This window comes from Pseudomonas sp. GB2N2, assembly GCF_054897705.1.
The window spans coordinates 4,420,319-4,433,169 of the sequence record NZ_CM142701.1; the positions used below are offsets into that span (position 1 = coordinate 4,420,319).

Consider the following 12,851-nt stretch of genomic DNA (forward strand, 5'->3'; position numbering starts at 1 on the left):
CACAAGCACCCACACGAATTGCTTGATTCAGTTGTTAAAGAGCGGGTGGTTAAGATCTTTCGTCTCAACCGAGGCGCGCATTCTACAGCGTCCTCTGTTTCTGTCAAGCGGTTATTTTCAGAAGTTTTCAAAGTTTCCTTTGCAACTTCAACCACTTGCGCTTCCGATCTCTCGTCAGCGGGAGGCGAATTCTACAGCGTTACTCGCTGCTGTCAACACCTCTTTTTCAACTCCCTTTTGGCTTCGATAACCTGAAGCAACTCGCTGTCGAAAACTGCGTAACTCTTTGTTTACCAAGGAGTTTTCCGTTTCGACTGCGCCGGAAGTGGGGCGAATTATAGACGTCCAGAATCTGCCGTCAAGCCCTTATTTGGCCTTTCTATCAATAACCTGCAGATATCCGGAAAACTGCCCGTCTTCCCTCTATATAAAACAATCAACGCTCGCCCTCTATATAGAAGGAATCTTCAAAGGACCCCGGCGTCCTTGAAAGCAGCTACCGCAGTTGCATCCAGACCCAACACTCGTTGCAGGACCTCCAACGTGTGCTCACCTAACAGAGGTGGCGCATTGCGGTACTCCACGGGTGTTTTGGACAGTCGAATCGGGCTTGCCACCTGCGGGACACTACCGGCCAGCACATGAGGCAACTCGATCGCCAGCCCTCGCGCTTTCACCTGGGGATCTTCAAACACCTGAGCCAGATCATTGATCGGCCCGCACGGTACGCCCGCCTGCTCCAGCTGCGCCACCCACTCAGCGGTGGTCTTGAACACCGTGGCCTGGCGGATCAACGGAATCAGCGCTGCCCGGTTCACCACCCGCAGTTTGTTGGTGGCAAAGCGCGAATCATCCGCCCACTGCGGCTGCCCGGCCACTTCTGCAAATTTTCTGAATTGTCCGTCGTTACCTACGGTAAGGATGAAATCACCATCGGCCGTAGGAAAATCCTGATACGGCACGATGTTCGGATGCGCATTGCCCAGACGCTTCGGCGCAGTGCCCGTAGTCAGGTAGTTCATCGCCTGGTTAGCCAAACAAGCCACCTGAACATCCAGTAGCGCCATATCGATATGCTGACCGCCACCGACATGGTCCCGATGCGCAAGCGCCGCAAGGATCGCCACCGTCGAATAAAGCCCGGTCAAAATATCCGTCAGCGCCACGCCGACTTTCACCGGTCCGGCACCCTCATCGCCCTCCGGCCGCCCCGTCAGGCTCATCAATCCGCCCAGGCCCTGGATCATGAAGTCATAACCCGCGCGCTTGGCGTACGGACCCGTCTGACCAAACCCGGTGATCGAGCAATAGATCAGGTCCGGATTGGCCGCCTTCAGCGACTCATAGTCCAGCCCATACGCCGCCAAACCACCGACCTTGAAATTCTCGATGAGGATGTCTGATTTGGCAGCCAGCTCACGCACCAGCTTCTGGCCTTCCGGGCGCGTGAAGTCGATGGTCACTGATTGCTTGTTGCGATTGGCCGACAAGTAATAGGCGGCCTCGCTGGTGTTCTCGCCATAAGCGTCTTTGAGGAAAGGAGGGCCCCAGGCACGTGTGTCGTCGCCATTGCCGGGGCGCTCGACCTTGATCACCTCGGCGCCAAGGTCCGCGAGGATCTGCCCGGACCAAGGCCCGGCCAGCACCCGCGATAAATCCAGTACCCGTAGATGCGAAAGCGCGCCCATGCCGTTCTCCTATTAATAGAACGCCTGGATGCCGGTCTGCGCGCGACCCAGGATCAGCGCATGCACGTCATGCGTACCTTCATAGGTATTCACCACTTCCAGGTTGACCAGGTGACGGGCCACGCCGAATTCATCAGAGATGCCGTTGCCGCCCAGCATGTCGCGGGCCATCCGCGCGATGTCCAGCGACTTGCCGCAGGAGTTGCGCTTCATCATCGAAGTAATCTCGACCGCCGCAGTCCCCTCATCTTTCATGCGACCCAGACGCAGGCAGCCTTGCAGCGCCATGGTGATCTCGGTCTGCATGTCGGCGAGCTTCTTCTGGATCAACTGAGTAGCCGCCAAAGGGCGGCCGAATTGCTGGCGATCCAGGGTGTATTGGCGAGCGGTGTGCCAGCAGAATTCAGCAGCACCCAGCGCGCCCCACGAAATGCCGTAACGTGCCGAGTTGAGACAGGTAAAAGGGCCTTTCAAACCGCGGACGTCCGGGAAAATGTTCTCTTCAGGGACAAACACGTTGTCCATGACGATCTCACCGGTGATGGACGCACGCAAACCGACCTTGCCGTGAATGGCTGGAGCGCTCAGGCCTTTCCAGCCCTTCTCCAGAACGAAACCACGGATGTCGCCCGCGTCATCCTTGCCCCAGACCACAAACACGTCGGCGATCGGGCTATTGGTGATCCACATTTTGCTGCCGGTCAGGCTGTAGCCGCCTTCCACTTTGCGCGCACGAGTAATCATCGCGCCCGGGTCGGAGCCGTGGTTAGGCTCTGTAAGACCAAAGCAACCGATCCACTCGCCCGAGGCCAGTTTCGGCAAATACTTCTGTTTCTGGGCTTCAGTGCCGAACTCGTTGATCGGCACCATTACCAGAGAGGACTGCACACTCATCATCGAACGGTAACCCGAGTCGACACGCTCGACTTCCCGGGCAATCAGGCCGTAGCTGACATAGTTCAGGCCGCTGCCACCGTACTGCTCGGGAATGGTTGCGCCAAGCAGGCCGACTTCGCCCATCTCGCGGAAGATTGCCGGATCGGTTTTCTCATGACGGAAAGCTTCAAGAACACGCGGCGCGAGCTTGTCCCGAGCAAACTGCTCGGCGGTGTCGCGGAACATGCGTTCTTCTTCGGTGAGCTGTTGATCCAGCAGCAGGGGATCGATCCAGTTGAAGCTAGCTTTACCGCCCATGAGTGTGTCCTCTCGAATCGGGTCAAATAACGTGGGTTGATCCTAGGCCCGGTTAGGCGTCACGGCAAACGAGGATTTTGCATACTGTTGTGCTAATTTCTCACTCCGTAACATCGGGAAACGGCTTTAGTGCGATGAATTAGTGAGGTTGACGTACATGCGCAGAAAAATCCCCAGCACAGCCGCCCTGATCAGCTTTGAAGCGGCCGCACGCCACGAGAGCTTTACCAAGGCCGCCCAAGAACTTTCCCTCACCCAGGGCGCCATCTGCCGACAGATCGCCAGCCTCGAAGAATTCCTGAGCGTGGAATTGTTCAGACGCTCACGGCGCGGAGTGAAGCTGACGGAGGCCGGTCTTTCCTACAGTCGCAGGGTCGCCACGCAACTGGATGCCGTCGAGCGTGACACCCTGTCGGTGATGGGCCAGCAGGGAGCCAACGTCATTGAGCTCGCCGTCGTACCGACTTTCGGCACTCAATGGCTGTTGCCTCGTCTCAAGGACTTTCAGCAAAAACACCCGGAAGTAACGGTTAACCTCACTAACCGCACCCGCCCCTTCCTGTTCGCCGACACCGACTTCGATGCTGCGATCTACTTCGGGGATGCCGATTGGTCAGGGACAGAATCCCACAGGCTGATGGGCGAAAATCCGATGCCGGTGTGCAGCGCCGCCCTGCTGGGCAAAAGCTCAGCACTGAACGCGAAAACAATCGCCGAGCTGCCGCTGCTGCAACAGACCACTCGCCCCTACGCCTGGCGCCAGTGGTTCAACTCGCAACACCTTAATATCCCGCGCGACATGACAGGTCCACGCTACGAGCTATTCTCCATGCTTGCCCAAGCGGCGATGCACGACATGGGAATAGCGTTGATCCCGCCGTTCCTGATTCAGCGCGAGCTGGCGGAGAAGCGCCTGGTGATTGCCAACGATCAGGCACTGTCGAGCATCAAGGCGTATTACCTGATGATTCCTGAGCGAAAGGTCGAATCCGCGTCATTGAAGGCGTTTCGCGATTGGCTAGTGAACCAGGCACAGAGCTACAGCCTTGAAGGGTAAAGGCTTCGCCTCATTAGCTGACCCCGTAGTCAGCACGTTCAAAGCCCTACAGATATAAGTATTTGTCGCATATTCACTGACTGTACGGATTAGCGATAAAAAGTCCTCCAAGTGCCTGACGACGTGGCCTTGAGCGGCTTAACGAGGCGCGATACTCATTCATTCACCGTACCGATGAGCAAATTCTTGAATTACGCCCGAAACGCTTAGAAGGCGCGGCCTGCAAGGGATTGAGCGAGCCCGTTGCGACATTCGGTCACGGGGTGACTTGTAGTTAATTTTCCGTCACCCGTCATAATCCCTTGAAGGGCACAAAGTTCGCCTGCAAAATGCCGCGCCCCGCCCTGATTTGGCGGGATCGTGCTGATCGGCCGCCCCAGCCGCACCATCCGAAGTGCCTGGGTTTACTCAATAAGATCACGCAGGAGATTTGACGTGCACATTGGTGTTCCTCTCGAAACCCAGACGGGTGAAACGCGGGTTGCTGCAACCCCGGAAACCATCAAGAAGCTGATCGGCCAGGGTCATAAGGTCACTGTTCAAAGCGGCGCCGGTATAAAAGCCAGTGTTGTCGACAGTGCTTACGAAGCGGCGGGCGCAACCATTGGCAGCGCCAACGATGCGTTTGGCGCCGAGCTGATTCTGAAGGTAGTCGCCCCCAGCGACAGCGAACTCGCTCTGATCAAGAGCGGCACTGTTGTGGTCGGCATGCTCAACCCGTTCAGCAATGAAACCATTGCCAAGCTGGCTGAGTGCGGTATCACCGCGTTCGCACTGGAAGCTGCGCCACGCACCTCCCGCGCCCAGAGCCTGGATGTGCTGTCCTCCCAAGCCAACATCGCCGGTTACAAGGCCGTGTTGCTGGCCGCTCACCACTATCCGCGTTTCATGCCGATGCTGATGACGGCGGCGGGCACCGTGAAAGCGGCGCGCGTGCTGATTCTCGGCGCCGGCGTCGCGGGGTTGCAGGCGATCGCTACGGCGAAACGCCTGGGTGCGGTGATCGAAGCGTCTGACGTGCGTCCTGCCGTCAAAGAGCAGATCGAATCCCTCGGCGCCAAATTCGTTGACGTGCCTTACGAGACTGATGAAGAGCGCGAATGCGCCGTTGGTGTCGGCGGCTACGCACGGCCAATGCCCGCCAGCTGGATGCAACGTCAGGCCCTGGCGGTGCACGAACGCGCGAAACAGGCGGACATCGTCATCACCACCGCACTGATCCCGGGCCGCAAGGCACCGACGCTGTTGAGCGCGGAAACCGTGGCGCAGATGAAACCGGGCTCGGTGGTCATCGATCTTGCAGCAGCGCAAGGCGGCAACTGCCCGCTGACCGTGGCGGATCAGGTGGTGATCGAGAATGGCGTGACCATTTGCGGTCCGACCAACCTGGCCGGCGCGGTCGGTGCAGACGCCTCGGCCCTGTACGCACGCAACCTGCTGGACTTCCTGAAACTGGTCTTCAACAAAGAAGGCCAGTTCGAGATCAACCTCGAAGACGACATCGTCGTCGCGTGCCTGATGTGCCGCGACGGCCAAGTCCTCCGCAAAAACGCCTAAGCAGGGATTCAGACGATGGAAGAGCTTATCTCCCCCGGTATCTACAACCTGATCATCTTCGTGCTGGCGATTTATGTCGGTTACCACGTGGTCTGGAACGTTACACCTGCGCTGCACACCCCGTTGATGGCGGTAACTAACGCCATCTCGGCGATTGTCATCGTCGGCGCCATGCTCGCCGCAGCGCTGACCGTCACGCCTCTGGGCAAGACCATGGGCACCCTGGCCGTCGCGTTGGCGGCAGTGAACGTGTTCGGTGGCTTCCTGGTCACCCGCAGAATGCTTGAGATGTTCAAGAAAAAAGCCCCGAAAGTCGTCAAAGAAGAGGCGCCGAAGTAATGAGCATGAACCTTGTAACGACGCTCTACTTGATCGCGTCGATCTGCTTTATCCAGGCCCTCAAAGGCCTGTCGCACCCAACCACGTCGCGGCGCGGCAACCTGTTCGGCATGCTCGGCATGGGCCTGGCGATTCTGACCACGGTTGGCCTCATCTATAAGCTCGGCGCTGAGCTGGCGACGGCGGGCATTGGCTACGTCATCGTCGGCCTGCTCGTGGGCGGCACCGCCGGATCGATCATGGCCAAGCGCGTGGAAATGACCAAGATGCCGGAACTGGTCGCGTTCATGCACAGCATGATCGGCCTGGCGGCGGTGTTCATTGCCATTGCGGCGGTGGTCGAGCCGCAGTCGCTGGGCATTGTTAAACACTTGGGCGATTCGATTCCGGCGGGTAATCGTCTGGAGCTGTTCCTCGGTGCGGCCATCGGTGCAATTACCTTCTCCGGTTCGGTGATCGCATTCGGCAAGCTCTCGGGCAAATACAAGTTCCGCCTGTTCCAGGGCGCACCGGTACAGTTTGGCGGCCAACACAAGCTGAACCTGCTGTTGGGTCTGGCGACACTGGCGCTGGGCATCACCTTCATGCTGACCGGCAACCTCAGCGCGTTCGCGTTGATGCTGGCCCTGGCCTTTGTGCTGGGCGTGCTGATCATCATCCCGATCGGCGGCGCTGACATGCCGGTGGTGGTGTCGATGCTCAACAGCTATTCCGGTTGGGCAGCGGCGGGCATTGGCTTCTCGCTGAACAACTCGATGTTGATCATCGCGGGCTCGCTGGTGGGTTCGTCCGGTGCGATCCTCTCGTACATCATGTGCAAGGCGATGAACCGCTCCTTCTTTAATGTGCTGCTCGGCGGTTTCGGCAACACAGTCGATGCGGGTCCTGCCGGCGCCAAGGAAGCTCGCCCGGTAAAATCCGGTTCGGCTGACGATGCGACCTTCCTGCTGACCAACGCCGATACCGTGATCATCGTTCCGGGCTATGGCCTGGCGGTAGCAAGGGCGCAGCACGCGCTTAAAGAATTGACCGAGAAGCTGACCCATCGCGGCGTGACCGTGAAGTACGCGATCCACCCGGTTGCCGGTCGGATGCCTGGCCACATGAACGTGTTGCTGGCCGAGGCCGAAGTGCCGTACGACCAGGTGTTCGAGATGGAAGACATCAACTCCGAGTTCGGTCAGGCCGACGTGGTGCTGGTGCTCGGCGCCAACGACGTGGTCAACCCGGCCGCGAAGAACGATCCGAAATCGCCAATTGCCGGTATGCCGATTCTCGAAGCGTTCAAGGCCAAGACGATCATCGTCAACAAGCGTTCGATGGCCAGCGGTTATGCCGGTCTGGATAACGAACTGTTCTACCTCGACAAAACCATGATGGTCTTCGGCGATGCCAAGAAAGTCATCGAGGACATGGTTAAAGCGGTCGAGTAAAAGCTGCTCCAGCGCAATACCGAAAACCTCAGCCTTTAGTAGGCTGGGGTTTTTTTATGCTCTGTGAAACCCGACCAAAGGCTCTAAATCAGGGCTCGGCATTCGACCATGGTAGCGGGGCGGATTTTTTTCAAGTCACTAAACTGCACACCTTGCTTCCGTTGCCCGAGAACACCACCCATGTACCGTGATCGTATTCGCTTGCCTTCGTTGTTGGATAAGGTGATGAGCGCCGCCGATGCTGCTGCTCTGATTGAGGACGGGATGACCGTCGGCATGAGCGGTTTCACTCGCTCCGGCGAAGCCAAAGCCGTACCGCACGCACTGGCCGAACGCGCCAAAATCACCCCGCTGAAAATCATCTTGATGACCGGCGCGAGCCTGGGCAACGATCTTGATAAACAGCTCACCGAAGCCGGCGTTCTTTCGCGACGCATGCCGTTCCAGGTCGACAGCACTTTGCGCAAGGCCATCAACGCCGGCGAAGTGATGTTCATTGATCAACACCTTTCGGAAACCGTGGAGCAGTTGCGCAACCAGCAACTGAAGCTGCCGGACATCGCCGTCATCGAAGCCGTGGCGATTACCGAGCAAGGCCACATCGTGCCGACCACGTCCGTGGGCAACTCCGCCAGCTTCGCGATTTTCGCCAAGCACGTGATCGTCGAGATCAACCTGGCGCATAACCCGAATCTCGAAGGCCTGCACGACATCTATATCCCGACGTACCGCCCGGCCCGCACGCCGATTCCGCTGGTGAAGGTCGATGATCGCATTGGCAGCACCGCCATCCCGATCCCGCCGGAAAAGATCGTCGCGATCGTGATCACCCATCAGCCTGACTCGCCTTCGACTGTGCTGCCGCCGGACGTCGACACCCAGGCCATTGCCGACCACCTGATCGACTTCTTCAAGCAGGAAGTGGCCGCCGGGCGCATGACCAACAAACTCGGACCGTTGCAGGCCGGTATCGGCACCATCGCCAACTCGGTAATGTGCGGCTTGATCGACTCACCCTTCGAAGACCTGACCATGTATTCCGAAGTGTTGCAGGATTCGACTTTCGACCTGATCGACGCCGGCAAGCTGAGCTTTGCCTCGGGCAGCTCAATTACCTTGTCGAGCCGCCGCAACGCCGATGTGTTTGGCAATCTTGAGCGTTACAAAGACAAGCTGGTGCTGCGTCCTCAGGAAATCTCCAACCACCCGGAAGTGGTGCGTCGACTCGGCATCATTGGGATTAACACAGCGCTGGAGTTCGACCTGTACGGCAACGTCAACTCCACCCACGTCTGCGGTACGCGGATGATGAATGGCATCGGCGGCTCGGGCGACTTCGCGCGCAACGCGCATCTGGCGATCTTCGTGACCAAGTCGATCGCCAAGGGCGGCGCGATCTCCAGCGTGGTGCCGATGGTCAGCCACGTTGACCATACGGAACATGACGTTGACATCCTCGTGACCGAAGTCGGTCTGGCTGACCTGCGTGGCCTGGCGCCGCGGGAACGGGCGCGGGTCATCATCGATAACTGTGTGCACCCGGATTATCGCCAGGCTCTGGACGACTACTTCACCGCCGCTTGCGCCATCGGCGGGCATACGCCGCATATCCTGCGTGAGGCACTGAGCTGGCACATAAATCTGGAAGAAACCGGAAAAATGCTGGCGGTGTAATTGGTACAGCTAGCAGCTGACGCGAACACAATTTCGTCAGCTTGCGAATGCCAGGCAGGAATATGCTCAAAACTGTACTGCTGTACCGGTCATTTCCTACGTCACTTGCCTACCTTTCAAATCTAAATTCCTAAAAAGGCACTATATAGGTGCGTATAGGTACAGTTGCCTCAATTTAGACCCGTACACCACCCTTTAACAGTTAACTGGTCCCTCACAATACTGGTGAACTGTATCTAGGGAGACTGGCCAAACAGGAGGATCATTGGCATCAGTTAAACCACTACCTAATCCCGCCACAAGCGGAAGGATGAAAACCATGGAACGTACACTCAGTTCCGATCTGTTCTTTGAAGACACCGCTGCAAAAACCCAGGCTTCCATGCCTCTGCGCGTTATCGCCAACCTGATGTTGTGGCAGCGCCGCATCTCCAGCCGCCACCAATTGGCTCGTCTGGATTCGCGTCTGCTGGCTGATGCCGGGATTAGCGAAGCACAACGCTACGAAGAGCTGAGCAAGCCGTTCTGGCGCTAAGTAAGCGTCGCTGGCTCTGATCCTTAAGGTCAACCGCCAGCACCCGAATTGAACAAACAAGACCCGTCGTGGGAAACCACGACGGGTTTTGTCGTTCAAGGGGTGTAAAATCTTCAAAACAAAAAGCATGACTAATAGTAGGTACAGTTTTAAATTATCAACAACTGAACCAGTACAATTTTACAGCAGTGTGTCTGTTGTGGAATGCTCGTCGGGATCAACATGGAATTCCAACCCGACTGCAAAAGGACTGCACCATGAGCAATTCCCTGGATGTCACAGCTCCCACACCCGTGCGTTTTTCCTGGTTTCGACAATTGGACAGAGCCCTCCATAACAGCCTTGAAAGAGCCAGAACCAGGCGTTTATTGAGTCAGATGAATGAAAGTCAGCTTTCAGACCTCGGCATCAGTCTGTCGGACCGACTGCAGGAATTGGACAAACCGTTCTGGCGCTGACTTCCACTGGGACAGACAGGACTGTGCGAACCGACCCTTGAGGCCTAATATCACGTCGGAACGTGGCGATGACTGCCCGACTGGCGTCTGACTCACCAGACTCGACAGCTACCGCGCCACCTCTCAATCGATCTGTCCAAAGGAGTTACACCATGTCCCGTCTTCGTCTGCTCAGTGCTGCAGCCCTGCTTGCCGTGGCCGCCAATTCCCACGCCACCAGCTTCATCGTGACCACCGATGCTGTCGTCGGTGCACTCAAGTCCTCGTCCGACGCCACGTCCGATGTCACTTCATCCTTTCGCGACGACAAGATCGTACGGGCTGCACGCGACGACGCGGCCAGTTTTGTCGCCAGCAAAGGTGCCATTCGTGGCGTGAAACTGGAAAGCGCGCTCGACCACATCCGTCATCAGGCGCCGGCGTTGAACGCAACCGACGCGCAACTGGCCCAGGCCATCCTGACGATCTAAGCGTTATCTATTGCGGGGACACGCCAAGGTGTCCCGGTATTGCGCATCGCCCAACCAAAACTTCATGCAAGCGACCGTGAACTGGCACAAACTATTTTCGTCCAATAGTTAACCTCGTTCGTCCGGAGTCGTTCCATGCGTAGCCCGCTGATTATCGCCACCCTTGGCCTGCTGTTATTGGCCGATGCCGCCCAGGCACACACCCTGGTTGCCACCAGTAACATCCTGATCAACGCCACTCGGCGCACCCTTGATTTCACTTCCGATACCACGACGTCCATCCGTGACTCGAAAATCGTTCGAGAAGCCCATGACGACGCCGCCAGTTTCGTCGCCAGCAATGGCGATATCCGCGGTGCGCACCTTGAATCAGCGCTCAATCTGTTGCGCACCCGCGTGCCGGAAGCCCGGGACGCCAGTGATCAGGTACTCGCTGAAGCCATCCTCGCACTGTGAGGTCATTAAGCGCCTGGCTTCTGGCCGGGGTCGTGTTGCTGCTCGGCAACACGGCTCAGGCCGGCTTACAATTACGCCTCAAGACAAACGGCCTGAGCCCCGCACAACAGGAGGCCAGCCAAGCGTTGCTGGATGAAGCCATGCAGGCATTGCCGCCGCGCTTCATCCAGCAGCTTGACCGGCGTATAGACGTCGGCTGGACCGATGACATGCCAAGCAACGCCTACGGCCAGGCGTCACTGGTGTCCGAACTCGACCTCAATCGCAATTTGCTCGCCAGCCTCACCGACGGCAGCGCCGCGACCAAAAAGACTTATCGCCCCCATGGCACCGTCCGCCGCGAGATGCTGGCCACGGTGTTGCACGAACTCACCCACATCTATGATCGTTCGCGTCTGTGGCCAGATGCCGAACGTACGCTGATCCAGCGCTGCAGCCGACGCAGCAGCAGTTCAGGGCAGATTGGCATTCCGGATGAATGCCGCGGCCAATCCGATCGCCGCTTTACCCTCAGCGATGACCCGCGCCTGCTCGACCTCGCGGGCTGGCAGCAATATGTCGGCCGTCGCGGCGAGCGCGAACAGCACAACCGGCAGATCGCACGCAGCCCCGACCTCTATGAGATCAGCAGCCCGAAAGAGTTCGTCGCGGTCAACATGGAGTATTTCCTTCTCGACCCGAGCTACGCCTGTCGCCGGCCAGCGCTGTACCGTTACTACAAAGAACATTTCGGCTGGGCACCCGCCGCCCAAGAGACCTGCAACAAATCCTTTGCCTTCCTCAATGCCGGTAACGATTTCGCCAAACAACCCTTGGGCCAGGTCGATCCGGAACGGGTGTACGCAGTCGACTATCTGCTCGCCGAGGCCAATCAAAACTGGGTAAGCCGCTGGGGCCACAGCATGTTGCGGCTGGTGATCTGTGCACCCGGTCGGCCACGGGGGCCGGACTGCCGGCTGGATCTGGATCAGCACCTGGTGTTGTCCTACCGCGCGTTTGTCGGCGATGTACAGCTGTCGAGTTGGGATGGCCTGGTCGGCAAATACCCGTCGCGCCTGTTCGTCCTGCCGCTGGCTCAGGTGATCGACGAATACACCAAAACCGAACTGCGCAGCCTCGCCTCGGTGCCGCTGAACCTGTCGCGCACCGAGATTGAAGACGTGGTGGAGCACGCCGCCGAAATGCACTGGAGTTACGACGGCAACTACTTCTTCCTGTCCAACAACTGCGCCGTGGAAGGTTTGAAGTTGCTTCGCAGCGGCACCAACAACGCGAAACTGGTCGGGCTGGACAACATCATGCCCAACGGCTTGCTGGAAGTGCTCAAGGGCCGCGGGCTGGCGGATACCAGCGTCTTGGATGATCCTCGCGAAGCGCTGCGGCTTGGCTACCGATTCGACTCTTTCCGTGATCGCTATCAAGCAATGTTCGACGTGCTGAAGAAGCACCTGCCGATCAAGCAGGACACAGTGGAAGACTGGCTGGCTTTGAAGGCGCAAGAACGCCGCCCGTGGATTGAACAAGCCGACCTGCGTACCAGCGCCGCGTTGCTGTTGTTGGAGCAGGCGGCTTTCCGGCAGCAATTGGTGCTGGCCCAGGATGAAGTGAAGCAACGCTATCTCGGCGCGCGGGAGTTGAAGAACGGCGGCATGGACAAAGCCAATGCGACGTTGCAGCAGATTCTCGCCAACAGCGGCTACCTCAGCCGGCCGGCGGAGTTGCTCGGCACTGGTGGTTATGGATTGCCGCAACCCAGCGAATGGCAACGCCTGGAGTCGGAAAGCAGCCTGCGTCAAAAACAGCTTCAGGCGCTGACTGGCGATTTGGATAAAGAAGTGCGAGCGCTGCTCGAACCGAGTCGAGCCGCGGAAATGGCTGCCAACGAAGCCAACCTCAAACAAGTTGGCGAGCATTTGCGCACACTGCATAAAGCGGCGGGCGGGTTGGAATTGCCGTAAATTAAAAAGGCTTCGCGGATTGTCCGCGAAGC

12 protein-coding genes are annotated in these 12,851 nt (G+C 58.1%); 10 read left to right on the forward strand and 2 right to left on the reverse strand.

Annotated elements, in window-relative coordinates:
• Positions 1-467 precede the first annotated feature (467 nt).
• Both ACYZT4_RS20400 and ACYZT4_RS20405 read right to left on the reverse strand, forming a co-directional pair.
• Positions 468-1,688, reverse strand: a complete 1,221-nt coding sequence (locus ACYZT4_RS20400; RefSeq protein WP_461982669.1) for a CaiB/BaiF CoA transferase family protein — start codon at positions 1,686-1,688, stop codon at positions 468-470.
• A gap of 12 nt (positions 1,689-1,700) precedes the next feature.
• Positions 1,701-2,882, reverse strand: coding sequence for an acyl-CoA dehydrogenase (locus tag ACYZT4_RS20405; RefSeq protein ID WP_461982670.1), 1,182 nt, complete (start codon positions 2,880-2,882; stop codon positions 1,701-1,703).
• 157 nt (positions 2,883-3,039) lie between these two features.
• Between ACYZT4_RS20405 and ACYZT4_RS20410 the strand changes: the two genes are divergently transcribed.
• The 10 genes from ACYZT4_RS20410 (at position 3,040) to ACYZT4_RS20455 (ending at position 12,819) form a co-directional block, all read left to right on the forward strand.
• Entirely contained in the window at positions 3,040-3,939 is a 900-nt protein-coding gene (locus tag ACYZT4_RS20410) for a LysR family transcriptional regulator (RefSeq protein WP_461982671.1), read from the forward strand.
• 435 nt (positions 3,940-4,374) lie between these two features.
• A complete protein-coding gene (locus ACYZT4_RS20415) occupies positions 4,375-5,496 on the forward strand; it encodes a Re/Si-specific NAD(P)(+) transhydrogenase subunit alpha (RefSeq protein ID WP_461982672.1) in 1,122 nt (373 codons plus the stop codon).
• 15 nt (positions 5,497-5,511) lie between these two features.
• Positions 5,512-5,835, forward strand: coding sequence for an NAD(P) transhydrogenase subunit alpha part 2 (locus tag ACYZT4_RS20420; RefSeq protein WP_007947884.1), 324 nt, complete (start codon positions 5,512-5,514; stop codon positions 5,833-5,835).
• On the forward strand, positions 5,835-7,268 hold the full coding sequence (locus ACYZT4_RS20425) for an NAD(P)(+) transhydrogenase (Re/Si-specific) subunit beta (RefSeq protein WP_461982673.1): 1,434 nt from the start codon (positions 5,835-5,837) through the stop codon (positions 7,266-7,268). The genes ACYZT4_RS20420 and ACYZT4_RS20425 overlap by 1 nt, the downstream gene beginning before the upstream one ends.
• 180 nt (positions 7,269-7,448) lie before the next feature.
• Positions 7,449-8,942 carry an acetyl-CoA hydrolase/transferase family protein gene (locus tag ACYZT4_RS20430; RefSeq protein WP_461982674.1) on the forward strand — a complete coding sequence of 498 codons (1,494 nt, stop codon included), beginning with the start codon at positions 7,449-7,451 and terminating at the stop codon, positions 8,940-8,942.
• A gap of 382 nt (positions 8,943-9,324) precedes the next feature.
• Positions 9,325-9,477 carry a DUF1127 domain-containing protein gene (locus ACYZT4_RS20435; RefSeq protein ID WP_370694728.1) on the forward strand — a complete coding sequence of 51 codons (153 nt, stop codon included), beginning with the start codon at positions 9,325-9,327 and terminating at the stop codon, positions 9,475-9,477.
• Positions 9,478-9,734: 257 nt separating this feature from the next.
• Complete coding sequence (locus tag ACYZT4_RS20440; protein ID WP_461982675.1) at positions 9,735-9,935, forward strand: DUF1127 domain-containing protein; 201 nt, start codon at positions 9,735-9,737, stop codon at positions 9,933-9,935.
• 152 nt (positions 9,936-10,087) lie between these two features.
• Entirely contained in the window at positions 10,088-10,405 is a 318-nt protein-coding gene (locus ACYZT4_RS20445; RefSeq protein ID WP_461982676.1) for a DUF2388 domain-containing protein, read from the forward strand.
• A 135-nt stretch (positions 10,406-10,540) separates the two neighbouring features.
• Positions 10,541-10,861: a DUF2388 domain-containing protein gene (locus ACYZT4_RS20450; protein WP_461982677.1), complete on the forward strand. Its 321-nt coding sequence runs from the start codon at positions 10,541-10,543 to the stop codon at positions 10,859-10,861.
• Positions 10,858-12,819, forward strand: a complete 1,962-nt coding sequence (locus ACYZT4_RS20455) for a DUF7844 domain-containing protein (RefSeq protein ID WP_461982678.1) — start codon at positions 10,858-10,860, stop codon at positions 12,817-12,819. Before ACYZT4_RS20450 ends, ACYZT4_RS20455 begins: the two co-directional genes overlap by 4 nt.
• Positions 12,820-12,851 lie beyond the last annotated feature (32 nt).